24 protein-coding genes are annotated in these 22471 nt (G+C 40.3%); 16 read left to right on the forward strand and 8 right to left on the reverse strand.

What is annotated here, in order from left to right; translation table 11 throughout:
• Window position 1: 1 nt before the first annotated feature.
• The 3 genes from HCCG_RS04010 to HCCG_RS04020 all read left to right on the forward strand — a co-directional run bounded on the left by HCCG_RS04010 (window position 2) and on the right by HCCG_RS04020 (window position 3602).
• Entirely contained in the window at window positions 2-259 is a 258-nt protein-coding gene (locus tag HCCG_RS04010) for a DUF448 domain-containing protein (protein ID WP_002956152.1), read from the forward strand.
• A complete protein-coding gene (gene infB, locus HCCG_RS04015) occupies window positions 241-2889 on the forward strand; it encodes a translation initiation factor IF-2 (protein ID WP_002956153.1) in 2649 nt (882 codons plus the stop codon). The genes HCCG_RS04010 and infB overlap by 19 nt, the downstream gene beginning before the upstream one ends.
• A gap of 62 nt (window positions 2890-2951) precedes the next feature.
• Window positions 2952-3602, forward strand: a complete 651-nt coding sequence (locus HCCG_RS04020) for a hypothetical protein (RefSeq protein ID WP_014666207.1) — start codon at window positions 2952-2954, stop codon at window positions 3600-3602.
• A gap of 104 nt (window positions 3603-3706) precedes the next feature.
• Here HCCG_RS04020 and bcp read toward each other — a convergent pair whose 3' ends face one another.
• The 3 genes from bcp to HCCG_RS04035 all read right to left on the reverse strand — a co-directional run bounded on the left by bcp (window position 3707) and on the right by HCCG_RS04035 (window position 6024).
• A complete protein-coding gene (gene bcp / locus HCCG_RS04025; RefSeq protein WP_002956155.1) occupies window positions 3707-4165 on the reverse strand; it encodes a thioredoxin-dependent thiol peroxidase in 459 nt (152 codons plus the stop codon).
• Between the two features lie 81 nt (window positions 4166-4246).
• Window positions 4247-5170, reverse strand: coding sequence for a tetraacyldisaccharide 4'-kinase (locus HCCG_RS04030; RefSeq protein ID WP_002956156.1), 924 nt, complete (start codon window positions 5168-5170; stop codon window positions 4247-4249).
• Between the two features lie 8 nt (window positions 5171-5178).
• Window positions 5179-6024 carry an NAD+ synthase gene (locus tag HCCG_RS04035; protein ID WP_002956157.1) on the reverse strand — a complete coding sequence of 282 codons (846 nt, stop codon included), beginning with the start codon at window positions 6022-6024 and terminating at the stop codon, window positions 5179-5181.
• A gap of 167 nt (window positions 6025-6191) precedes the next feature.
• Here HCCG_RS04035 and petA point away from each other — a divergent pair, with 167 nt between their 5' ends.
• The 3 genes from petA to HCCG_RS04050 are packed head-to-tail and all read left to right on the forward strand — an operon-like array spanning window position 6192 to window position 9046.
• Window positions 6192-6701 (forward strand): ubiquinol-cytochrome c reductase iron-sulfur subunit, encoded by a 510-nt coding sequence (gene petA, locus HCCG_RS04040; RefSeq protein WP_002956158.1) that lies wholly within the window; start codon window positions 6192-6194, stop codon window positions 6699-6701.
• A 9-nt stretch (window positions 6702-6710) separates the two neighbouring features.
• Window positions 6711-7940 (forward strand): cytochrome b, encoded by a 1230-nt coding sequence (locus HCCG_RS04045; RefSeq protein WP_002956159.1) that lies wholly within the window; start codon window positions 6711-6713, stop codon window positions 7938-7940.
• Window positions 7940-9046: a c-type cytochrome gene (locus tag HCCG_RS04050; RefSeq protein WP_014667499.1), complete on the forward strand. Its 1107-nt coding sequence runs from the start codon at window positions 7940-7942 to the stop codon at window positions 9044-9046. Before HCCG_RS04045 ends, HCCG_RS04050 begins: the two co-directional genes overlap by 1 nt.
• A gap of 212 nt (window positions 9047-9258) precedes the next feature.
• Here HCCG_RS04050 and HCCG_RS04055 read toward each other — a convergent pair whose 3' ends face one another.
• The gene (locus tag HCCG_RS04055) at window positions 9259-9810 is read right to left on the reverse strand and encodes a YceI family protein (protein WP_002956161.1); all 552 of its coding nucleotides are present in this window, start codon (window positions 9808-9810) and stop codon (window positions 9259-9261) included.
• A 184-nt stretch (window positions 9811-9994) separates the two neighbouring features.
• Between HCCG_RS04055 and HCCG_RS04060 the strand changes: the two genes are divergently transcribed.
• The 5 genes from HCCG_RS04060 to HCCG_RS04080 all read left to right on the forward strand — a co-directional run bounded on the left by HCCG_RS04060 (window position 9995) and on the right by HCCG_RS04080 (window position 15714).
• Window positions 9995-10645: an ABC transporter ATP-binding protein gene (locus tag HCCG_RS04060; RefSeq protein ID WP_002956162.1), complete on the forward strand. Its 651-nt coding sequence runs from the start codon at window positions 9995-9997 to the stop codon at window positions 10643-10645.
• Window positions 10646-10759: 114 nt separating this feature from the next.
• A complete protein-coding gene (locus HCCG_RS04065) occupies window positions 10760-11332 on the forward strand; it encodes a DedA family protein (protein WP_002956163.1) in 573 nt (190 codons plus the stop codon).
• Between the two features lie 352 nt (window positions 11333-11684).
• On the forward strand, window positions 11685-13103 hold the full coding sequence (locus tag HCCG_RS04070) for an MBOAT family O-acyltransferase (RefSeq protein WP_015453202.1): 1419 nt from the start codon (window positions 11685-11687) through the stop codon (window positions 13101-13103).
• Window positions 13103-14476 carry an SGNH/GDSL hydrolase family protein gene (locus HCCG_RS04075; RefSeq protein ID WP_014666214.1) on the forward strand — a complete coding sequence of 458 codons (1374 nt, stop codon included), beginning with the start codon at window positions 13103-13105 and terminating at the stop codon, window positions 14474-14476. The genes HCCG_RS04070 and HCCG_RS04075 overlap by 1 nt, the downstream gene beginning before the upstream one ends.
• A gap of 14 nt (window positions 14477-14490) precedes the next feature.
• Entirely contained in the window at window positions 14491-15714 is a 1224-nt protein-coding gene (locus HCCG_RS04080; protein WP_002956166.1) for a GDSL-type esterase/lipase family protein, read from the forward strand.
• A 40-nt stretch (window positions 15715-15754) separates the two neighbouring features.
• Here HCCG_RS04080 and HCCG_RS04085 read toward each other — a convergent pair whose 3' ends face one another.
• The 4 genes from HCCG_RS04085 to flgG form a co-directional block, all read right to left on the reverse strand.
• Complete coding sequence (locus HCCG_RS04085; protein WP_230197855.1) at window positions 15755-15934, reverse strand: methyltransferase; 180 nt, start codon at window positions 15932-15934, stop codon at window positions 15755-15757.
• Between the two features lie 7 nt (window positions 15935-15941).
• Window positions 15942-16202 carry a methyltransferase domain-containing protein gene (locus HCCG_RS11665; protein ID WP_002956168.1) on the reverse strand — a complete coding sequence of 87 codons (261 nt, stop codon included), beginning with the start codon at window positions 16200-16202 and terminating at the stop codon, window positions 15942-15944.
• Entirely contained in the window at window positions 16162-16323 is a 162-nt protein-coding gene (locus tag HCCG_RS12160; protein WP_015453203.1) for a hypothetical protein, read from the reverse strand. Before HCCG_RS12160 ends, HCCG_RS11665 begins: the two co-directional genes overlap by 41 nt.
• A 252-nt stretch (window positions 16324-16575) precedes the next feature.
• The gene (gene flgG, locus HCCG_RS04095) at window positions 16576-17364 is read right to left on the reverse strand and encodes a flagellar basal-body rod protein FlgG (protein WP_002956170.1); all 789 of its coding nucleotides are present in this window, start codon (window positions 17362-17364) and stop codon (window positions 16576-16578) included.
• A gap of 176 nt (window positions 17365-17540) precedes the next feature.
• On the opposite strand from flgG, the gene HCCG_RS04100 reads away from it, so the two are divergent.
• The 5 genes from HCCG_RS04100 to HCCG_RS04120 all read left to right on the forward strand — a co-directional run bounded on the left by HCCG_RS04100 (window position 17541) and on the right by HCCG_RS04120 (window position 22395).
• The gene (locus HCCG_RS04100; RefSeq protein WP_002956171.1) at window positions 17541-18191 is read left to right on the forward strand and encodes a trimeric intracellular cation channel family protein; all 651 of its coding nucleotides are present in this window, start codon (window positions 17541-17543) and stop codon (window positions 18189-18191) included.
• 65 nt (window positions 18192-18256) lie between these two features.
• The gene (locus HCCG_RS04105; protein WP_014666217.1) at window positions 18257-19945 is read left to right on the forward strand and encodes a DNA polymerase III subunit gamma/tau; all 1689 of its coding nucleotides are present in this window, start codon (window positions 18257-18259) and stop codon (window positions 19943-19945) included.
• Entirely contained in the window at window positions 19911-20372 is a 462-nt protein-coding gene (tsaE, locus tag HCCG_RS04110; RefSeq protein WP_230197859.1) for a tRNA (adenosine(37)-N6)-threonylcarbamoyltransferase complex ATPase subunit type 1 TsaE, read from the forward strand. The genes HCCG_RS04105 and tsaE overlap by 35 nt, the downstream gene beginning before the upstream one ends.
• Window positions 20369-21091, forward strand: coding sequence for an LPS export ABC transporter ATP-binding protein (gene lptB, locus HCCG_RS04115; protein WP_002956174.1), 723 nt, complete (start codon window positions 20369-20371; stop codon window positions 21089-21091). Before tsaE ends, lptB begins: the two co-directional genes overlap by 4 nt.
• Window positions 21088-22395 carry an RNA polymerase factor sigma-54 gene (locus HCCG_RS04120; RefSeq protein WP_002956175.1) on the forward strand — a complete coding sequence of 436 codons (1308 nt, stop codon included), beginning with the start codon at window positions 21088-21090 and terminating at the stop codon, window positions 22393-22395. Before lptB ends, HCCG_RS04120 begins: the two co-directional genes overlap by 4 nt.
• Window positions 22396-22471 lie beyond the last annotated feature (76 nt).

Consider the following 22471-nt stretch of genomic DNA (forward strand, 5'->3'; position numbering starts at 1 on the left):
AATGAAACAAGCCAAGCAAACGCGTATGTGTGTCAAATGCCGCAAGAGATTTCATCAAAAGGAGCTTTTAAGACTGCAATGTGATGGTGATTCCCTATGTGAGTTTAGCGGGAAAGGACGAAGTTTTTATGTGTGTTGGGAGTGCGTAGGGCAGCCAAAAACACTTCAAGTGATACTCAAAATCAATAAGCTCAAACCAAATGAGAACTATGCTGTAAGACTAAAGGAGATAAGCAATCAATGGAAAAAATTAGACTAGCACAAATTGGGCAGGAATTTGGCAAAGACGCTAAATTTGCCTTTGAAAAAGCCAAGGAAATGGGGTTAAGTGTCAAAACGCCTTCGAGCTCGGTTACGCAAGAAGAGGCGGCAATGCTCTATGAGTTTATGACAACAGGTGTAAATCCTTTGCCCCCAAAGCCTGAATCTAAAAAGTCAAAGGCAACTAAAAGTAAAGATTCTGCTAAAAAGACTTCATCTCAAGCTAAAGATACAAAAGCCCAAATAGAAAAAAAACAAATGGTGGAAAAAGAGAAAAAGCCATCTAAAACCAAAAAAGAAGCTCCATTAGAGCAAGAATCTAAAAAGATAAAGCAGGATAGCCCACAAACTGAAGCAACAAGCCCTAAAGAAAGCCAAGATTCTACTCAAGATCCTGAAGCCACTCAAGTTGTGAATGCAGAGCCAAAAGCCAAGATAGGCTTAAGGATTGTCCGCAAGAATGATAAGCAAGAGCTAAAAAGTAAAGAGCAAAGCCCTATTGAATCTAAAAAAGACGAGAGTAAAAAGCATACGCTAAGCTATAAAGAGCTTCTCGCACAAAGTGCCGATGAAGAGCATAAAAAGCACAAAAAAGATAAGCATAAGCCAAAGGTAGCCCATAAGCATACAGATCAAAAGATTCGTATTTTAGATGATAGGGATATTAGCTTTGATTATGATGATGAGCAAGATGAGATTATGCTTTTTGATTTGAATGAAACGCAGGTGCGTGATGAAGATGAAGAAAATAAAATCCGCCAAGCTATCACAGATAGAGTGCAGATTCACAGAAAGAATCCGTGGATGAATGAAGGGAGCATTAAACGCGGTGGTAAAAGACGCAAACCGCCAAAAGTAGTAAAAAATGTAGATAAAGTCAAAGGGGCGATTTCTATCCCAGAAGAGATACGCGTATATGAGTTTGCTGAACTTATTAGAGTAGAACTTAAAGAAGTCATCAAGGTGCTATTTAATCTTGGACTTATGGCGACTAAAAATGATTTCCTTGATCGCGATGCTATTGAGATTCTAGCAGATGAGTTTGAGCTAGAGATTTCTATCCACGATGTGAAAGAACATAGTGAAATAGAAATGGAACTAGAAGATGCACCACAGCTTGAGCGTCCGCCTGTGGTTACGATTATGGGGCATGTGGATCACGGCAAAACTTCACTACTTGATTATATCCGTAATTCTCGCGTGGCAAGTGGTGAAGCGGGGGGCATTACCCAACATATTGGGGCATATATGGTGGAAAAAAATGGCAAAAAAATCAGCTTTATTGACACGCCCGGACATGAAGCCTTTACACAAATGCGAAGCCGTGGAGCGCAGGTTACGGATATAGCTATTATTGTTATTGCTGCTGATGATGGCGTGAAGCAACAAACCATAGAAGCACTCAATCACGCCAAGGCTGCTAATGTGCAAATCATCATTGCGATGAATAAAATGGATAAGGAAAATGCTAACCCCGATAAGCTTAAGGCTGAATGTGCGGAGCTTGGATTCACGCCTAATGAGTGGGGTGGGGAATATGAGTTTATCCCTATTTCTGCTAAGAGTGGGGAGGGGGTTGAAAATCTGCTAGAGACAATTTTAATCCAAGCTGAGGTCTTAGAGCTTAAAGCTTCTCATCAAGGTAAAGCTAGAGCTATCGTATTAGAGGCGAGTTTGGAAAAAGGCAGGGGTCCGGTGGCAACTATCATCGTGCAACAAGGGGTGCTGAATGTCGGGGATTCTGTCGTGGCGGATACGGCTTTTGGGCGTGTGAGGGCATTGCTTGATGATAGGGGGCAGAATATCACACAGCTTTATCCTTCTGGTGTAGCGGTTGTTACGGGGCTTTCACTTGTGCCAAGTGCGGGGGCAGTGCTTCAAAGTGTGGAAAATGACACGATTGCACGAGAACACGCACAAAAACGAGCCCTATATCTGCGGCAAAAAGAGCTAAGCAAAAGCACAAAGGTTACTTTTGATGAGCTAGGCGAGATGGTCGCTCAAGGGAATCTTAAAAGTCTGCCACTTATTATTAAGGCTGATACACAAGGCAGTTTAGAAGCGATAAAAGCAAGTTTGGAAAAGCTAAGTAATGATGAAGTGCGTGTCAATATTATCGGTTTTGGCGTTGGGGGGATTAGTGAAAGTGATATAGATTTGTCTGCGACAAGTGAAAATAGCTTGATTCTAGGATTCAATATTCGCCCAACAGGGAATGTCAAAGCAAAGGCAAAAGAGCTTGGCGTTGAGATTAAGACATATTCCATTATTTATTCATTGCTTGATGATATTAAGGCGTTGCTTGGTGGGCTGATGTCGCCTGTGATTGAAGAAGAAAACACCGGACAAGCTGAAGTGCGTGAGACATTTAATATTCCTAAGGTTGGCGTGATTGCTGGGTGTATGGTCGTTGATGGGAGTATTCAAAGGGGTATTAAAGTGCGGCTTATACGCGATGGTGTGGTGGTGCATACAGGATCTATTAGCTCACTCAAGCGGTTTAAAGATGATGCTAAGGAAGTGTCAAAAGGCTATGAATGTGGCATTATGCTAGAAAACTACAATGACATTAAAGTGGGCGATGTGTTTGAGACCTACAAAGAAATTGCTAAAACAAAAACCTTGTAAAGATTGTGAAAATTTACCTGCTTGGATTGGAATCTCGCCCACTTTTTACAAAAGGAGAGAGAGTGAAAAAGTTAGCTTTTGTTTTATGCGGATTTTTCTTTTTGAGTATTGCACAGGCTGATGAAATGGCTGGGCAAAATAAGTTTATGATAGGTGCGTCTGGGAGCTTTGGCTTTATGGATCGGTCATCAGAGTATTTTAACAATCAAGGCTTTGAGATAGATCAATTTGATGGCGATAAGAGCTTAAGTGGCTTTGGTGGAAGTGCTAGGCTAGGCTATGATGTGTATTTTAAGCCAACACAAGCTATTAGAATCTATGCTGATTATATTGGGGCGAGTTTTAATAAAGATGAGATTCTAGGCAGAATGAATCTTAATCATATCGGTGTAAATGTGGATTATTATCACTATGATTTTGCAAGTGGCTTTGGCGTGTTTACTGGAGCTGGTGCGGTGTATAATATGGGTAAAACAAACCTAGGCAATATAGATGGCATTGGTGTTGGATTTAATGTGGGCGGTGCGTATGTGATTAACGACTATGTTGAGCTAGAATTGCGTATGAAGTTTATTTTAGCTGAATATTTTAATAACAAAGCGGTGAATCCTGTAAAACTCCCTAATGGTGCAGGTGCTGGGACTATCACGGCTCAAAATCTTGACCTAGATGCTCCAATGTATCTTATGCTAGGGCTAAATGTAAGATTCTAAGCTTACTTTTGAGCGAGATAGAATCTGAATCTAAAGGTAAATTTTATTCTTATAGCCCTAATAGTTTTATGTGCTATGGGGTTTGTTTCCCCCAAGCTCACGCATTATTCCAAACTCTCTAGCACCTTTTGAGCGTGGTCTTTAGCCTTGACATTATAAAAGCTTTGTTTAATCACACCATCTTTACCAATGATAAATGTGCTACGGATAATCCCTTGCACTTCCTTGCCATACATCATTTTTGTGCCATACGCCCCATACGCACTTGCCACACTTTTATCCGTATCGCTAAGAAGCAAAATCTTAAGATTCTGCTTGGCAATAAAATTTTGATGACATTTTGGGCTATCTGGACTAATGCCTACAATCACATAATCTTTGGCGGCAAAAGATTCCAAAAGCGCACTAAAGTCTTTTGCTTCAATCGTGCAGCCGGGCGTATTGTCCTTGGGGTAAAAATACACAATGACATTTTTGCTTAATAAATCCTGCAAGGCAAATTCTGTCTCATCGCTACTTTTTAGCCTAAAAAGCGGGGCTTTATCTCCTGCTTGAAGTTTCATTGTTAAATCTCCTTTATACAAATTTCAGCTCACCAAGTCTTTTAACTCACAAGGCAAGATTCTAACATTTTTACAATAATGCTAATTTACTTGTGTTTGCGTTTCGAAACTTTTCACATAGCCCTGAATCTGCCCTAAAACTTTAGAATCTATTTTCAAACGCAACCGCATAACGCTTAAATCTAGTCCGCTTTTCATTAGCTTCACCTCATCTTTGCTTGTTACAAGTAGTGAAGTGGCGTTATGCTTTTTTTGTAGCTCTTGCAAGGCTTGTATATCAAATCGTGCGTGGTCATTGAGCGTGATTTTCCCCACCACAGAATCTGGCAAAAACGCATCAAGCCTTGAAGGATTAGCAATAGCAGTAAGCAAAAGCATTCGCTCACTTGGAGATTCTATACTCACCTCCCTTTCATACTCTATCCCCTCACGCACGAGTATATCGGCTTCCTTTACCGCACTTTTTACTTCGCGGTAAATCCCACTTGGCAAACAAAATGGAAAATACGGCTTTAAAAGCGGCTCTAGCACGATATTGAGTTTTTTAAATCTAAATCTAAATCCATCATCTAAAAATATAACTTTAGCCCCTAGCTCTTTTGCTTTATGTATAGCTTCTATGCGGTTTTTAGACACAATCACACTTGCATTTTTTAGCTCTCTTGCGATGAGATAAGGCTCATCTCCGGCTTCTTCTTGTGAGATTTGAATCTCACCATTTAAGCTCACTATAACAAGCCCTTTAGATGAGCGTTTATAGCCACGAGAAATGACACAGGCATTTTGAAAATCTTTTGCTATCTCAATGATAAAAGGTGTCTTGCCACTGCCCCCGGCGATGAGATTCCCCACACTCACAATGGGGATATGAAAATCGTGGAATTTGGAAAATTTTCGCCTTACAATTGAGCCTATGGCATAAAGGAGTGAAATAGGTAAAAGAGTGATACTTAGGCATTTTTGCGGGAAGTTGGGATTATAAAAATATGAGTCAATAAAACGCATTGTTTTCCTTAGTTTTGATGTGTGATACAAGGGGGGTTGCTAAAGGCAAACACGCTTGGCATAGTGCGTTTAAAGGCATTTATCCAGATTCTTGTGCAAAGTGATTTTACCATTTGGGATTTAAAGCCTTGAGATTCTAAAGCGTTTTGAATGCAGTCTCGCTCATCTTTTTGCCCTGCCTTTAAACCGCCTAGATTTTCAAAACACATAAGAAAAGAATCAATCTCTTCATAGCTATATCCCAAATCATTCTCATCGCTTTGATTAGCAAATAAATCCGCACTTGGCTTTTTATTTATGAGATTCTGCGGAAGATTGAGATGCTTGGCTAGGGCAAAAATTTGTGTCTTATACAGGCTGCCGATGGGGTTTATCGCATAGGCTAAATCGCCAAAAATCGTCCCATAGCCAAGCACAAGCTCACTTTTATTGCTTGTGCCAAGCACAAGGGCATTTTCCGCACTTGCATAATCATAGAGTAATGCCATTCTAAGCCTAGAGCAAAAATTCCCCATACGCAACTTTTGCCTATCATCTAAATCGCTTTTGAGTAAGTCGTTTTCAAATCCCAAATGCGAGGCAAAATGGCTTTGAAAGCTTTCAAGCTTTATTACTTGCGGGGTGAGATTTAGAATCTTAGCAAGATTAAGTGCATCATTAAAGTGTATGGGACTTGAACTAAGAGAGGGCATAAGCAAAACTTTTAGATTTTCACTCCCCAAAGCCAAAACGCCAAGAGCTGCTACCACAGCAGAATCTATCCCGCCGCTTAAGCCTAAAACCCCTTTTTTAAACCCGCGTTGGCTAAACTCCTTTTGTAAAAAAAACACACAAGAATCTACAAAACCCTTCATTATATCCCTTTTGTTATACCCTTTTATGATGTCATTTATTTTCGTGTCGCACATTATAACATACTCTAAAAATAAACAAAAAGTTTAACAAAAATAAACAATATTTAAGCCTTTTTTGCATACGATACTAGCTTTTTAAACTTCAAATAAACACGAAAGGAGAAAAGATGCAAGACACAAAAAGACGCGATTTTCTGGGAATGGCTCTAGGTGGTGTTGCAGCTGTGGGAGCTGTGGCTTCTTTGTATGCGATGAAACGCTCTTGGGATCCATTGCCTAGCGTTGTTTCGGCAGGATTTACAACATTTGATTTGAGTGTATTGCAAGAGGGTGTGCTTCAAACGGTGGAATGGCGAGGTAAGCCTGTGTATATTCTTAAAAAACAAGCAGGTAGCCAAAAAACACCGGGCAGAGATTTTGAAATAGATGGTGCGGTTTATACGGTTGGGATTCAGATTTGCACGCATTTGGGCTGTATCCCAAGCTTCAATCAAGGCTCACAAGAGTTTGCTTGTGCGTGCCACGGCGGAAGATTCAACTCTTCTGGTATAAATGAAGCAGGCACTCCACCACCGCGTCCTATGGATATTCCACCTTTTAAGATTGATGGGACAAAAATAGTGCTAGGCGAAGAGGGGCAAGAGTATAAAGCCCTGCTTGAAACAAAACAAGCATAAGGAGAAAGTATGGAAGTGAAAAAAGCTGAAGGCTTGGTAGATTGGCTTGATCAACGCCTTGCCATTAGGAAATTAATGGAAGTGATGATGACGAAGTATTGGGTCCCTAAAAACATCAATTTCCTTTGGGCGATGGGCGTTGTGTTACTCACGCTCTTTTCGTTGCTCGTGGTGTCTGGATTCTTCCTTTTGATGTATTATAAGCCTGATGTGAATCTTGCTTTTGATAGTGTCAATCATACGATTATGACTGAAGTGGCATTTGGCTGGTTGTGGCGGCATATCCACGCTGTGGCAGCAAGTATGATATTTTTGATTATCTATATTCATATGTTTGTGGCTATTTATTATGGCTCTTTCAAAAAAGGGCGTGAAATGGTGTGGATTGGCGGAATGTTGCTTTTTGTGCTTTTCTCTGCTGAAGCTTTTAGTGGCTATATGCTTCCTTGGGGGCAAATGAGCTATTGGGCGGCTGCGGTTATCACAAACCTTTTTGGTGGGATTCCATTCATCGGTCCTGATGTGGTTGAGTGGGTGAGGGGGAATTTTGTCGTTGCAGATTCTACTTTGACACGCTTTTTTATGCTTCATGTATGTTTGTTGCCGATTGTGATTATTGGTGTGATTGCATTGCACTTCTATACGCTTAGAATGCCACACGTGAATAACGAAGATGGTGAGCATATTGACTTTGAAGCGGAGGCAAAAAAATACGAAGAGGGCAGAAAAAAAGAATCTAAAGTTATTCCTTTTTGGCCTGTATTCTTGTCAAAAGACATTTTTGTTGTGTGCTTGTTTATGATAGGCTTTTTCTATCTTGTGTGCTTCCACTTTGACTTTGCTATGGATCCTATTAACTTTGATCCTGCAAATAATATGAAAACTCCAGCTCACATTTACCCAGAGTGGTATTTCTTGTGGAGCTATGAGGTGTTAAGAGGATTCTTCTTTAGTGCGGATTTGGGGCTTATTGCTTTTGGTATCGCACAAGTGGCATTTTTATTCCTGCCTTGGCTTGATAGAAGCTCTGTTATAGCGCCTGCACATAAGCGTCCGGGCTATTTTGTGTGGTTCTGTCTGCTTATTGTAGATATGATTGTTCTTACAATCTTTGGAAAGCTCCCACCTGAAGGGGCAAATAACTTCATCGGTTTTGTAGCATCTATTGGATTTTTGTTTCTTATCTTTGTGGCATTGCCGATTGTAACCATACTTGAAAACAAGAAAGGAGCACACTAATGAGAGAGATTAAGATTCTAGGCATTATTGTAGTTATCGTAGGTGTGCTGTATTGGGGTGTTGAGCCTTTGGCACACGCCACTTTTCACCCCGAAGTAGCAAAGGCGGACTTTGAGTTTAAAGATTTATCTCATAATGTTGATGTAAGCAAGGGCAATGCAGAGCGTGGAAAAGCTCTTGTAGAAGCAAATTGCGTGGCTTGTCATACGCTCAATGATGTTGGCATTGCTGGTGGGGATATGGCTGTGTATTTCCGCGATGATAAGGAAGCGACTATTTTCACACCCGATCTTTCAACGGCTGGGGCGATTTATGATGAGAAATTTTTGGCAAATCTCATCATTGATCCTGCAAATACGCTGCATTTAGCTCATAAGTTCCCTAATGGCGATTTTCCTATGACACCTTATGTAACAGATGGAGATTTGAATCAAGAGGTAGCCGACATTGTAGCCTATCTTAAGTCTATTGGCTCTGTGTCTTTGAAAAAGCAAGTTTTAGAATCTCAAGAGTTTGTTGCTAAAAAGGGCAATATTGAAAACTCAACGCTAAGTGAAGGGCAAAAGCAAAATGAGATTGCCAAGCTTGAAGAGAGTCTTACAAATAAAGCCACTTTCCTTAATGCTTGTTCTCGCTGCCACACGATGAAGTATGATGGTGTTAGCTCTCGCACGACGCCAGAATCTCTAGGCGTGTATCTTGGCTCTGCCGCACCTGATTTATCAACGATGATTCGCAGTAAGGGATGGCATTATTTGGAATACTTCATTAATGATCCACAAAAAGTGTCTTATAAAGCGATTCAAGAAGCCATCATCAAAAAAGAAGGCTCACTCCCAGCCAATGATAAAAAGAGTGAATGGCAAGATGACAAAGATTATAGCAATCTAGCAAAAGAGCTTGGTGTAATGCCTGTGGGACTTTCTATGCCACGCGTAGGCTTGACACACGAAGCTCAAGAGCGAGTTGTAGCGTATTTAGAATCTATAGGTGATGCTAAAAAGGCGGAGAGAGAATCTCTAGGTATATATTTGATGATTTTCTTTGGTGTGCTTAGTGTCCTTGCGTATCTTTGGAAAAGACGCATTTGGAGTGAGATTCACTAATCTTTACTTATCTAGCAGATTCTACAATCTGCTAGAATCTTTTAAAATCTGCTAATTCTTTCAAATCTCTAAACAAAGTGTGCTTATAAGTCTAATGCTTTAAAAATAAGATTTAAAATAATGTAAGACAAAGAAGTAAGATATTTTCAAAAGGACTTATAGAATCTCGTCTCCCTAAGCTGCTTAAAGACTAGGAAGACAAAGTAAGAACACTATTTTTGCATAGCTTCAAGCTCAATATGCACATCAACATTATCGCTTACCATTGCATTGCCTGTGTCTGTGCCTACACCGAAATCTTTGCGATTAAGTTTGCCCTGCAATGTGATTGCTACCAAGTCTTTTCCTGTTTTTGGGTGCTTTACAGGACCATTAAGCTCTACATCAAACACCACCTTTTTTGTAACACCTCGCATTGTGATATTTGCTTCAAGCTTTTTGCCATTGTGTTTTACAAGCTCTAAAGTCGCCTTGCCAAACTTTTTGGAATCAAAAAAATCTGGGGCATTTAGGTGCTTATCACGCGCACTTGAATTTGTGTTGATTGAAGAGATTTCTACTTCTCCATTTAACGCCTTGATAGTCTTGCCCTCAACATCAAGTGAGCCACTGAATTTATCAAAGCTCCCTTTTACATTGCTTACAGACATATGTTTCACGCCAAAGCCCACTGATGAATGGCTTACATCAATCTCATAAGGCACTGCCAACAACGCCGCACTACACGCTACACTTAAAGCAGTAGCAACAATAATCTTTCTCATAAAGGCTCCTTGTTCATGATTTAAGCAAGAATCTCTTGCTTATTTGATTGTAATCCTAGATTCTAAATTGTGGGTAAATTTTGCCTATATAGCTGGGCTTGGTAGCAAATAGGGTTTGAGAATAAAAGCTTTTTTTATGCTACAATACCCTTTTAATGCGACACAAAGACATAAAAGGATAATTATGAATCTGCTCAATGCCACATCTCTAGCCCATAGCTTTGAAACAACGCTATATGAGAATCTTAGTCTAAGTGCGAATGCGGGGGAAAGCATAGCCATTCTTGGTGTAAGTGGGAGTGGTAAATCTACCATTTTAAATAATCTTTCCACTCTCCTGCCCCCAAAGGCTGGGAAAGTGAGTTTGCTAGGTATTGAAGATATTTATGCTATCCCTGCAAAGAAGCAGCTCCTTTTAAGGCGGCTTGAGCTTGGCATTGTGTTTCAGTCGCATTATTTGTTTCGCGGATTCAGCGGAGTGGAGAATCTCAAAGTCGCCTCCATTTTATCTCAACAAAGCATTGATGAAAATCTTTTAGAGGCATTTGATATTGCTAGTGTCGTGCATCAGCCTATCGGGCAGTTAAGCGGCGGACAGCAGCAAAGGCTATCTATCGCAAGGGTGCTGACAAAAAAACCAAAGATTATTTTTGCTGATGAACCAACGGGGAATCTTGATAAGCAAACGGCTTTGCGTGTGATGGAGATTCTCTTTTCATATATCCGCACAAATGGAGCAGCCCTTATCCTTGCGACACACGATGAGGAAATAGCAAGGCTTTGTAGCAAAACTTATCGCTTGTATGATAAGGCATTGCATAGCGTGAGTGCGTAAAATAGGGGATAAGCCTTAAATTTTAAAGCATAATGCTAATATATATGAGATTTATTATTATAATTATGTTAAAATCCCTACCACATCAATAAAAACAAGCATAAAGGCAAAACAATGCAAGATATGATAGATTCACTTGAGGAATGGGGCTATGTGATTTTGTTTGTATATTCGCTAGGGGGCGGATATGTGGGGCTTATCACCGCTGGGGTGATGAGTGCTTTGGGTAAGATGGATTTATGGTTTGCTGTGCCTATTGCGTGTGTGGGGAACATTATTGGCAGTTCGCTTTTAGCCTATCTTGCAAGGTATCAAAAAAAAGATTTAAACGCCCTGCTTCAAAAGCACAGACGCAAAATCGCTCTCGCACAAATCTGGCTTAAACGCTATGACGCGTGGCTGATTGTGCTAAGTAAATATCTCTATGGGGTGAAAACCATAGTCCCCCTTGCCATTGGCTTTAGTCGCTTTAATCTCTCTAGATTCTATTTCATTAATGCATTCTCTTGCGTGTTGTGGGCGGTTATTGTGGGTGTAGTTGGGTATTATGCAAGCAGTGGGGTGATTGCCCTATTAGAAAAGATTGACACGCACTCTTATGTCTTGCCCTTTGTGCTGCTTGGGCTTTTGGCTCTGCTCTTTCTTATCATTTCGCAAGTGTCTAAAAAAGTCAAAAAGACATTGTAGGTTAGGGGCTTATAATGGATTTGCAAGTGCATATTTGCTCACTTTAAAGAGATTCTACATTTAATTGATAAAGCTAGAGGTTTTGTAATAAAAGCGTGGGCAGATGAGAAGTCAAAGCAGTTTTATATAGAAGTGTTGCAATGCAATGTTGAAGCACAAGGATTTATTCTGCATTTACCGCTTAGAATCTTAACTTTACATTAAAGGCAAAGCAAGGCAAATTAAGCCTTATACAAGTTGTTTGCGTTGTGTAGTCTAAGTTTTGCCATAATGGCTCTGCTTGTAGCACTATTCTTAAAATCACAGATTCACACAAAAAAAGCAAAAAAGGTCAAAAAGGTAAAATAGAGATATGAGTTTTTTTTCCATTGAATTTAGTGTTCTTTTGCTTGTATTTTTCTCGCTCTATTGGGCTGTGAAGTCCTTTAAGATTCAAAATCTTTTGCTTTTAGGCTTTAACTATCTTGTGATTTATTTTTTTAGCCCTTATTTTGCACTTATTGTGGGGATTTATACCTGCCTTGTGTATGTTCTAGCCCTTTTTATTGACACTGCAAGGTTGCGGTTTGTGTTTTTAAGCTGTGTTAGCGTATGTGTGTTATTTTTGTGCTTTTTTAAATATTATGCAAATATCAAAGATGAGTTTGACACCCTGCTTGTGCTTTTGGGGCTTGATTTTTTAGAATCTGTTATTATTTTTCCTTTGGGCTTAAGCTTTTATACTTTTAATTCCATTACCTACCTGCGTCAAGTATATGAAGAGGGCAAGAATCTTATGCGATATGAAGATGATGGGGAGTATTATGAAGAGCAAAACCCTGCCTTGCAAAGTTTTATTGCATTAGCAATTTATCTTTCATTTTTTGCTACCTTTCTTGCTGGTCCTATAATGCGAAGTCATTTTTTCTTTCGTCAATACCACGCAAAGCGGGAGCTTGGCTACATTGATTTGATTATCGCGTTAATACTTTTTGGCGTGGTAAAAAAGGTCTTTATCGCAAATTACGCACAAATCTATGCCGCCCCCATTTTAAACGCCCCTTTTTCCTACCATAGCCTTGAATTGCTTTGTGCGATGTTTGCGTATAGTGTGCATATTTATTGTGATTTTAGCGGATATGTGAATCTTGTGTGTGCTTTTGGGTTAGCTCTAGGCTTTACCTTACCGCCAAATTTTAATATGCCCTATATGGCAAAAAATCTCAAAGACTTTTGGAATAGGTGGCATATTAGTCTTTCAACCTTTATTCGTGATTATATTTATATTCCGCTTGGGGGCAATAGAAATGGCTTTGTGATGACACAGATTCTAGTGCTTTTTTCCTTTGGGCTTTCAGGCTTGTGGCACGGCGATACTTGGACTTTTCTCATCTGGGGGCTTTTACACGGCTTTGGGCTTGTGGTGTTAAACTGCTATAAGCAGCTAGGACTACCTAAACTGCCTTTTGGAGGGGCTAGTTTGACATTTTTATTTGTGAGTTTGTGCTGGATATTTTTTTATTACCATTCACTTGAAGAGGCGATAAACTTTTTTTTAGCGATGTATCAAAATTTTTCACTCACACCGCCTGTTTATGCGTATAGTGTGCTTATGGGCTTTGTAGCACTCTTTTTAATCTATCCTTTTATAGCTCACACTTTAGAATCTACGCAACGCATTTTTAGCCTTATTCCCCTTGTGCTAAAGCCCATTATCTTAGCGGTGATTTTCACGCTCATTGTGGGCTTTATGCCTAGTGGGATTCCTAATTTTATTTATGCGAGTTTTTAATGCGTGCGTGGCAGTTTGTTTTCATCGCTCTTTTTACATTTTTGCAGCTACTTTTTTATTTGCATAGTTCCATTGTGAGCTATGTGGAGCAGCAGTATCATAACTTTAGTGAGAGTGAAAATATCTTTATGGAGTTTGTGGGGAGTGCGTATAATGCCCTATATTTGCAAGATAACGCCCTTTTTGCTCTAAGTGATAAGCTAATGGACGAGTTAGAATCTCTGCGTTCAAAAGTCTTTGGTTTGCTTGAAGTGGGGCAGATTGAGCAGGATATGGGAGAGCTAGATTTTAAGCAGGATTCTGCTTTGCAGGGGCGAGATTTACAAAAAGATTCTAGTGATACAAATTTAGACAAAAAGGCAGAATCTCAACCCCACGATTTGGATTCTAAAACGCTAGAATCTAGCCCACAAGATTCTAATCCCCAAGATTCTACTTTACAAGAAAATCACTCTCTAGATTCTGATTTCAAAGAATCTAACCCCATAGAAGCGGTGCTAAAAAATATCGCTACCACAGATGATTCTGCTCCAACATTGCCTAAAGATTTACAAGATTTATCTAACTCGCCTACACCAAACCCACAAATAGAATCTACTCTAGATTTTTCAAAGCCTTTCCCACAAGATTTGTCTCATTCCACTCCGCCCACACAGCCCACACCACCGCCATTGCAAGAAAGCTACACGCCCTTAAGAAGTATTAACAATCCTAGAATCCAAGTGAGCGAGGGAGATAGCATCTTACTCATCGGCGATTCTATGATGCAGGGCGTTGCACCCTATTTGCTAAGGACTTTCAAAAAGGTAAAGATTCAAGGGATAAATCTTAGCAAACACAGCACAGGGCTGACTTATAAGCATTATTTTAATTGGGAGTTAGCCACAAGAGATGCTTTAGAAAAGAATCCGCACATTTCGCTTGTAGTCGTGCTTTTGGGGGCAAATGACCCGTGGAGTATGAAAAAAGGTATAGCGTTTAAAAGCCCTTTGTGGGAGGAGATTTACACGCAACGCATTGATGAGATTTTACAAGTGGCTAAAGCATATAATGTGCGTGTGGCTTGGTATGAAGTGCCAAGTGTGCGTGAAAAATCGCTCAATGATAAGATAATGTATCTTAATAGTTTGTATGAATCTGCGGTAAAACAAAGTGAAGAGTATTTCTTACAGAGCAATGGCATTGTTACGCAAGGTGGGAAATATTCTGCGTTTATCAAAAATGCTAAGGGTAAGAGTGTGCAGGTGCGTGCTGATGATGGGGTGCATTTCACCACAAGGGGCTATCAAATAATGGCAAATATTTTGCTAAATAGCCTTGAAGTGTTGCCGCTTGAGAATGCCCCGCAAGAGAGTGAGCCTACACAGGAGTAAATGGGGGTAATGGAATGAAAAAGCTCATCACTGCCCTTATACTTTGCGTGAGTGCGTGTGTGAATGTGTGTATGGGTGAAGAATATCCGCTCAAACTCATTGCAAAGGCTATAAGTGAGCAGAGTGAGCCTAAGATTGCCAATGTGAGCAAAAAGCTTTTAGAATCCACACAAGGCATTGTGAATTATCAAGCCGATATTCCAAAAGCTTTACAGCAAAAGCTTGAAAGTAGGCAGAATCTTAGCATTCGTGTTTTGGGGGATTCTCACATTGCGGGGGATTTTTTCTCTCATCGGTTGCGTGGGCTACTCTTTAAGGACTACACGCTAGGCTTTGTGTATCCGCTCTATCCAAACTATCATCAAAATATCGCCCTAAAATATGAGAGTGAGAATTTTGAGATTCTAAACTCCCGCTTACACGAGCTTGATGAATATCCGCTAGGTGGCGTGGTAGCTAAGCCCCTTGAGCTTCCTGCCTCCATCACACTTAGTCCGCAAAAATCCACAAACCCCATAGAGACAAAAATCATTTTTAAATCTCCCAACAAAGAATCTGCTTTAATCGTGGAAGATTCTCATAATCAACGCTTTATTATCAATGCTAAACGCCCTTTTGTGTGGCAGTTTTTGAGCCTTAGCCTACACTATCCCGCCACAATCCGTGCGTTAAATGAAAAGGTGTTGCTTGGCGGATTTTTCCTTACAGATGAAAATAATAATCTTGTTGAGAATCTTGGCATAAATGGGGCGCGTTCAAATTTATGGCTAAAATGGGATAAGGCACTTTTTATGCAGCAAATGCGTTTTCTTCCTGCGGATTTAGTTATCCTTTGCTATGGTTCAAATGACGCGTTGTATGATACCTTTAACGAATCGCTTTTTGTGAAAAATTACAGCGATTTGATTGACAATATAAGGGAGGCTAATCCAACTGCTAGTATTTTGCTCCTTACCCCGCCCCCTGTGGTGCAAAAGGTAAGCAATGCCTCAAGGCGTAAAAAAGCAGTGTATAAGATGAGTAAAAACGCTAAGGGCGTGAGAGAGGCGGTTATCAAAGTGGCTGAACAAAAGCAAACAATGCTCTTTGATCTGGAGGGCTTTATCAATCAAAGTGGGGGTAAGAAAAAGTGGGAGGAAGCCGCCTTAGCCAAAGCCGATGTGCATTTACTGCCAAATGGCTACAAGCTTGTAGCGGATAAGATTTTTTATGAGCTGCAGAAAATAAAATATTTCTAAAAACAACACACCAATATAAAGCGGGATTCTAAAAATTGAGCTAAGACTTAAGCAGGGCGAGATAATCCTTTACCCTCTGTCTGTTTGGCTTCCTGCAAGAAAGGTGCGTGTAGATTGAAAGCTCATCACACATGCCAAAAAGCGACTTTTTCACAGAATCAAAGAAATAATCGCATATTTCAACAATTTCAGCTTGTGTGTTGATATGCTCATAATTCATAATGACATCATAATCTAGCTTGGCTTGGGATAGCAGCGGAAAACACGCCATCATCTTTCAGCAACAAGCACGGGTGTGCTACTATTTCAGGCAAGTTTGCAATATGTTCTAAAACCGCACAAGAGATGATTCTGTCATAAAATGGGCTTTGGATTTGGGATTTAATGGATTGCGTGGATTCAAGGGAAGCAGGGGATTCTATGTGGGATTTAGCAAATGCACTTATTTTATCGGCATTTGTATTTACCCCCCCCCCCGTTAATATCACTGCTTTGTGCTATTTCTGCAATATCTTTATATATGGCATTGATATGTTGGAGTTTTGGGGAATCTTTATAAAGGGCTTTGAATGGCTCTATAATATCATACATGTGTGAAATCGCTTTCATAGGATATTTGATTAAGCGTTCCTGCACCTATTTCTAGGGTTTTATGCCCACTAATGCCTTGTGTGTCATTGGCTACTTTGTAATGTAGCCAACGCTCTAATTTTTGGGCTAAGCCACTTGCCGTTCCTTATCCATCTCTATTGTTCTTATAATGTTGCTCATAGATAGCCTGATAAGTTTGTGGCAATGGACTTCTAGTCTTTGGAAAATTATCAAACATCACTCACTCCTTTTACTTGCTTTTTACTCAACCTATCGTTTTAAGCCATTAACGGTTTGTAGCATAGAATCTGCGGTTTGAATGCTTTTTGAGTTGGCTTCATAGGCTCTCTGCCCCGTGATAAGATCCGTCATCTCTTCTACAAGCTTTACATTACTTAGCTCTAAAAATCCCTGTCGCAACTGCCCAAAGCCATCTAATCCGGGCACTCCCGCTACGGGATCGCCTGAAGCATTGGTGTTGATAAAAAGATTATCGCCTAGAGAGTGAAGCCCAGCAGGATTAATGAAATTCACAATCTCAATCTGCCCTAGCACATTAACTTCTGTTTGATTGCCTTCAATCACGCTTACCGTGCCGTCTGTGCCGATATTAATCTGTGTCGCCCCCTCTGGAATGGTAAGCTCGGGGATAAGCCGATAGCCCTCTGCATTGACGACATTACCATTATTATCAAGCTTAAAGCTCCCTGCTCTTGTGTAGGCGATATTGCCATCGGGCAACTCAATTTGAAAAAATCCATTGCCGGTGATGGCTACATCAAGGTTGTTTTCCGTCTCTTTGGGGTGTCCTTGTGAAAACATCTTTTGCACTGCTACGGGTCGCACACCGATACCCACTTCAATGCCTGTTGGCGAAATGGTGGTTTCACTCGTGCTTGTCCCAGCGTATTGCAACACTTGGTAGAATAAATCCGCAAACTCCGCCCTTTGCTTTTTATATCCTGTGGTATTGACATTAGCGATATTGTTTGAAGTGTTGTCAATTTGCATTTGCTGTCCTAGCATACCGGTGGTGGCTGTGTAGAGTGATCTCATCATAGGGCTATCCTTTATCTTAATCTCGTGGAATTGTTACTTTTATGAAGCAATTTGTGGGTTTAAAAGCAAAAGTGATTCCACACTAAAGATTTTTATAGCTAGATTTTAATATAGTTTGGCTTCTACTTTGAGAGTGTAGCTCCATAGATTCAAATGAGCTTCAAAAAAGGGAATTTATGCTTTTAACAACGCTTTATATCATCGCCATTACAGCAGAAGGTATGACAGGTGCTCTTGCGGCTGGAAAGCATAGAATGGACTTGTTTGGCGTGATGTTTATCGCACTTGTTACGGCTATTGGCGGTGGGTCAATCCGCGATATTTTACTCAATCACTATCCGCTCACTTGGGTAGCCCACCCTGAATATGTGATTCTTATCTGCGTAGCGGCATTGCTAACTACGCAAGTCCCGCGAGTGGTGAGCAAATCTGAATCTGTATTCCTTACACTTGATGCGGTGGGGCTTGTGGTCTTTAGTATTTTAGGCGCACAAGTAGCCATTGATAAGGAATATGGCTTTATCATAGCAGTAAGTGCAGCGGTGATAACAGGCGTCTTTGGTGGAATCTTGCGTGATATTTTGTGTATGCGGATTCCCCTTGTGTTTCAAAAAGAGATTTACGCAGGCATTGCTATCATTGCTGGGGGAATGTATTACGCTCTGCTTGAATATGCGAAAATAGATATTATGCTGGGGACAATCTTAACGCTTTTTGTGGGCGTATCAGCTAGACTTTTGGCGATTTTTTATAAGCTTTCATTGCCGGTTTTTAACTATCAAGATGAGGGTGAAAAAAAGCAAGATGAGCAGAAAAAACAAGAATAGAGCGGTGTAATGTTAGTTTTTGGATTCTTTTTATACAATACTGACTCTTTCATAAGGAATGCACTATGAGTTCAATCGCCCTTGCTTTGAAGTATCGTCCAGCGAGTTTTAGCGACTTGGTTGGGCAAAATGCTATCTCTCAAACGCTCTCCCTTGCGTTAGATTCTAAGCATATTTCTCACGCGTATCTTTTTAGCGGACTGCGTGGGAGTGGGAAAACAAGCTCGGCTAGAATCTTTGCTAGAGCATTAGAATGCGAGAGTGGTCCTATCAGCACACCTTGCGGGAGTTGTGCGAGTTGTGTAGCGGCATTAGAAAATCGGCATATAGATATTATTGAAATGGACGCGGCGAGTTCTAGGGGGATTGATGATATTAAAAAGCTCATTGAGCAGACAAAATACCGCCCTAGCTTTGGACGCTATAAGATTTTTATCATAGATGAGGTGCATATGTTGAGTAAAGAAGCGTTTAATGCCCTATTAAAAACGCTTGAAGAGCCACCGGAATTTGTGAAATTTATCCTTGCGACAACTGATCCGCTTAAGCTCCCTGCGACTATCCTTAGCCGAACTCAGCATTTTAGGTTTAAGCAGATTCCCCATAGGCTTGTTGTTGAGCATATCACAAATATTTTAAATAAAGAGGGTGTGAGCTATGAGCAAGAAGCCCTTGAGATGATCGCACGGAGCGGATCTGGGAGCTTGCGAGATACACTCACCTTACTTGATCAAGCTATTATTTTTTGTAAAAATCATATTGAAGTTGCAAGTGTGAGTGATATGCTAGGCATAGTGGATCCGCAGGTTTTGAAAGAGTATTTTCAAGGCATTTTGCACCATCAGCACGATAAAGTCAGTGGGATTTTACAAGTGCTGTATGAATATGAATGCGAGATGATACTTGATGAAATGATGCTCTTTTTAAAGGAGAAACTTTTGCAAAGGGATAGCGACTTTCCGCCTTTGCTGCTAGATAGGTTTGCTAGGATTCTCACAGAATCTAAAAGTTTGTTAAATCTTAACACCGATGGGGCGTTTGTGCTTTTACTCTGTGCGATGAAAATGCAAGAAGCCATAAAGGTAAAAGATATAGAAACTATGATTGAAGAGCTAGAAAATGAGATTTTTGGAGCAAATCAAAATAAGGTGCTAAATTCTACTTCTGCTTTATCTTCTTTGCCCTCTTCGCCACAGAATCCACAAGCCCCCCAAACTCCAGCAGATTCACAGAATCCCCAAGCTTTTGAATCTCCACAAGCTCCCGCCCAAACACCTTCTTTAGATTCACAAAAAACGCTAGGGGCTTTGCATTTTCAAACCTTGATACAAAAGATTACAGATCGCAATGCCGAGCTAGGCGAGATTTTTGAAAAAAATGTAAAATTTGTGGAATTTAGCAGAGAAAAGTCGCTGTTGCGTTGGCAGAGTGTAGCCCAAGGGGAGCATAAGGAAAAATTGCGTGAGTTTGGTAAGATTATTGTAAGTCTTGTGCGGGAGATTTTTGGTGCAAATACGCATATAGAGCAAGTCCAAGACAATATCCAAGATTCTAACTCACAAGCCACACAAGATTCGCAAAGTCCGCAAAATTTGCAGAATCCACAAGCCCAAAGCCCACAAAATCAACAAGAAGGGCTACAAAAATTTACAAGCCAAAATCGCGATGTGATTGAAGCTATTCGCGATAGTGTGGGGATAAAGGAAGTTCTCGTGCAAAATGACAAACAAGATAAGGGCGATGAGAATGCGTGAGCTACAACTCCAAGAAGATGAGCTTTTTAGCCTATGTGAGATTCTGCAAGAGAATGTAGCTAAATCGCCTATTGTGCTTTTGCGTGGGGAGCTTGGCAGCGGGAAAACAACGCTTGTTCGCTCTTTTGTAGCCTATTGCGGTGGGGATACAAGCGAGGTAAGCTCCCCTACCTTTAGCCTATCACAAGGCTATGAATGTCAAAAATATGGGGTGATTTATCATTATGATATTTATCGCAAGGAGCTAAGTGAAATGCTTGAGCTAGGATTGTTAGAATGCTTAGAGCTTCAAGGTGTGCATTTTGTGGAATGGGGGGGAAATGACTTGCAAACACTGCTTAGACAAAATGGCTTTACGCCCATAAGCATAGACATAGAGCTAGGGCAAAACAATAGAATCTACAGAATCTATAAGGTGGGCGTATGAATAAGCTTACAGCACACAATCTTAGCAAACAGATTAAAAAAACAAAAATCGTCCAAGATGTCTCACTTGAAGTGAGTAGTGGTGAAGTAGTGGGGCTTTTGGGTCCTAATGGTGCGGGGAAAACGACAACTTTTTATATGATTACGGGGCTTTTGCACCCAAGTGAAGGCAAAGTAATGCTTAATCACACAGATATTACAAAGCTTCCCTTACATAAGCGTTCAAATCTAGGCATTGGCTATCTGCCACAAGAATCTAGCATTTTTAAGGATTTAAGCGTTGAAGAAAATTTGATGTTAGCCGCTGAAATTAGCATTAAAAGTCCTAAAGATAGGCAGATGAAAATTGAAAAGATGTTAGAAGAGTTTAATATTGAGCCTATTCGCGCTAGAAAGGGCGTTAGCCTAAGTGGGGGAGAGAGAAGACGCGTAGAGATAGCTAGGGCGTTAGTCAAAGATCCAAAGTTTATTTTGCTTGATGAGCCTTTTGCCGGGGTAGATCCACGCGCGGTAAGTGATATTCAAAATATTATTTTAAAGCTTACACAGCTTGGCATAGGGGTATTAATCACAGATCATAATGTGCGAGAAACGCTTTCAGTTTGCTCCCGCACTTATGTGATTAAAAGCGGGGCGTTACTAGCAAGTGGGAATGCTGAAGAGATTTATGGTAATGAGCTTGTGAGAAAATACTATTTGGGAGAGCATTTTAAGGTATGAGTATAGGCGGGAAATTACGCGGGAATCTGCAGGTTAAAGCTCGGCTTTCTACGACTTTAAAAAGCTGGTTGCCGATTTTGCAAAGTGGTGTTACCGAGCTTGAAGAAACGCTTAATGCCATTGCTGATGAAAATCCTTACGCAAGCGTGCAAAGCCAAATGACACAAAGCCTGAATGCCAAGATACCTAAAAGAAATAAAGCTCAATCTAGTGGTGCGTCTAATGAGCGATTTGAACAAAATTATATCAGTGAGCAAAGCTTATATGAAGTGCTTGAATCTCAAATAGATTCTAAACTTTTTCCTACTAGCATTTCTCAAAGTATTGCTTTTAAGATTCTAGAAAATATCAATGATGAGGGCTATTTAGATGTGGCGGTGGCGGAGCTTGCCTTAGAAATGGGAGTAAGTGAAGGTGAATTTGAAAGGGTAAGACAGCGATTTGCGTATTTAGAGCCTTATGGTGTGGGGGCAAGAGATGTGCTAGAATCTTTTCTTTTTCAGCTGAATAATAGCGACTTAGAAGGGGAGGGTTATGAACTTGCAACTAAGGTGATTAAGGACTTACACAATCACAGCAAGTATAAAAATCACAAAGATTATAATCTTGTGATGAAAACTATTAAGAGTTTTAAAAATCCCCCTGCCATTGAGTTTAGCCCAAGGGAAGCGGAGATTATCCCTGATATTTTTATTTTTGAACGCCTAAAAAGTGATAGTTTGAAAAATACCACTTATGAGCTTGAAGTGGCGATTAATGATGCGTATTATCCCAAGATTGTGATTGAAGAGAATTTAAAGCTTAAAGACAAGCAGGGGGCGGAATTTTTAAGAACAAAGCTAAAAGAAGCTAAGGATTTGGTAGATGCACTAGATATGCGTAAGGCTACGATTCTAAAAATTGCCATTGCGTTGCGTGAAAATCAGTATGATTTCTTTATGGGTGGGGAGATTCGCCCAATGAAGCTTAAAGATATAGCCCAAGATTTGGGCTATGCCCCAAGCACGATTTCTCGTGCCATAGCGAATAAATATTTGGAATGCGACAGGGGCATTTTCCCTATAAAAAGCTTTTTTACCGCTGCTATTGATGGGGATACTTCAAATGCGTCAATTAAGGATTTTATATTGAATCTTGTGAAAAACGAGGATAGAAAAAAGCCTTTGAGTGATTTGAAGATTCTAAAAATTGTAGAAGAGAAATTTGAGCTTAAAATGGTAAGACGCACCATTACTAAATACCGCCAACAGCTTAATATCGCAAGCTCTAGTGAGCGTAAAAGATTATATGAAATGAGCGTGTGAGAGTAAGTTAGGATAAAAAGAATGAAACAGAGCAAGATAGATTTATTTTTAGAACTTGCTAAGCCTGATGAAAAGG

The organism is Helicobacter cinaedi CCUG 18818 = ATCC BAA-847, from assembly GCF_000155475.1.
Classification (GTDB): Bacteria; Campylobacterota; Campylobacteria; order Campylobacterales; family Helicobacteraceae; genus Helicobacter_C; species Helicobacter_C cinaedi.

What these genes read in the sequence shown, in the direction of transcription:
- HCCG_RS04010 (WP_002956152.1), top strand. Translation starts at nt 2, where the DNA reads ATGAAACAAGCCAAGCAAACGCGTATGTGTGTCAAATGCCGCAAGAGA.
- infB (WP_002956153.1), top strand. Translation starts at nt 241, where the DNA reads ATGGAAAAAATTAGACTAGCACAAATTGGGCAGGAATTTGGCAAAGAC.
- bcp (WP_002956155.1), bottom strand. Translation starts at nt 4,165, where the DNA reads ATGAAACTTCAAGCAGGAGATAAAGCCCCGCTTTTTAGGCTAAAAAGT.
- HCCG_RS04030 (WP_002956156.1), bottom strand. Translation starts at nt 5,170, where the DNA reads ATGCGTTTTATTGACTCATATTTTTATAATCCCAACTTCCCGCAAAAA.
- HCCG_RS04035 (WP_002956157.1), bottom strand. Translation starts at nt 6,024, where the DNA reads ATGAAGGGTTTTGTAGATTCTTGTGTGTTTTTTTTACAAAAGGAGTTT.
- petA (WP_002956158.1), top strand. Translation starts at nt 6,192, where the DNA reads ATGCAAGACACAAAAAGACGCGATTTTCTGGGAATGGCTCTAGGTGGT.
- HCCG_RS04045 (WP_002956159.1), top strand. Translation starts at nt 6,711, where the DNA reads ATGGAAGTGAAAAAAGCTGAAGGCTTGGTAGATTGGCTTGATCAACGC.
- HCCG_RS04050 (WP_014667499.1), top strand. Translation starts at nt 7,940, where the DNA reads ATGAGAGAGATTAAGATTCTAGGCATTATTGTAGTTATCGTAGGTGTG.
- HCCG_RS04055 (WP_002956161.1), bottom strand. Translation starts at nt 9,810, where the DNA reads ATGAGAAAGATTATTGTTGCTACTGCTTTAAGTGTAGCGTGTAGTGCG.
- HCCG_RS04060 (WP_002956162.1), top strand. Translation starts at nt 9,995, where the DNA reads ATGAATCTGCTCAATGCCACATCTCTAGCCCATAGCTTTGAAACAACG.
- HCCG_RS04065 (WP_002956163.1), top strand. Translation starts at nt 10,760, where the DNA reads ATGCAAGATATGATAGATTCACTTGAGGAATGGGGCTATGTGATTTTG.
- HCCG_RS04070 (WP_015453202.1), top strand. Translation starts at nt 11,685, where the DNA reads ATGAGTTTTTTTTCCATTGAATTTAGTGTTCTTTTGCTTGTATTTTTC.
- HCCG_RS04075 (WP_014666214.1), top strand. Translation starts at nt 13,103, where the DNA reads ATGCGTGCGTGGCAGTTTGTTTTCATCGCTCTTTTTACATTTTTGCAG.
- HCCG_RS04080 (WP_002956166.1), top strand. Translation starts at nt 14,491, where the DNA reads ATGAAAAAGCTCATCACTGCCCTTATACTTTGCGTGAGTGCGTGTGTG.
- HCCG_RS04085 (WP_230197855.1), bottom strand. Translation starts at nt 15,934, where the DNA reads ATGAATTATGAGCATATCAACACACAAGCTGAAATTGTTGAAATATGC.
- HCCG_RS12160 (WP_015453203.1), bottom strand. Translation starts at nt 16,323, where the DNA reads ATGAAAGCGATTTCACACATGTATGATATTATAGAGCCATTCAAAGCC.
- flgG (WP_002956170.1), bottom strand. Translation starts at nt 17,364, where the DNA reads ATGATGAGATCACTCTACACAGCCACCACCGGTATGCTAGGACAGCAA.
- HCCG_RS04100 (WP_002956171.1), top strand. Translation starts at nt 17,541, where the DNA reads ATGCTTTTAACAACGCTTTATATCATCGCCATTACAGCAGAAGGTATG.
- HCCG_RS04105 (WP_014666217.1), top strand. Translation starts at nt 18,257, where the DNA reads ATGAGTTCAATCGCCCTTGCTTTGAAGTATCGTCCAGCGAGTTTTAGC.
- tsaE (WP_230197859.1), top strand. Translation starts at nt 19,911, where the DNA reads ATGACAAACAAGATAAGGGCGATGAGAATGCGTGAGCTACAACTCCAA.
- lptB (WP_002956174.1), top strand. Translation starts at nt 20,369, where the DNA reads ATGAATAAGCTTACAGCACACAATCTTAGCAAACAGATTAAAAAAACA.
- HCCG_RS04120 (WP_002956175.1), top strand. Translation starts at nt 21,088, where the DNA reads ATGAGTATAGGCGGGAAATTACGCGGGAATCTGCAGGTTAAAGCTCGG.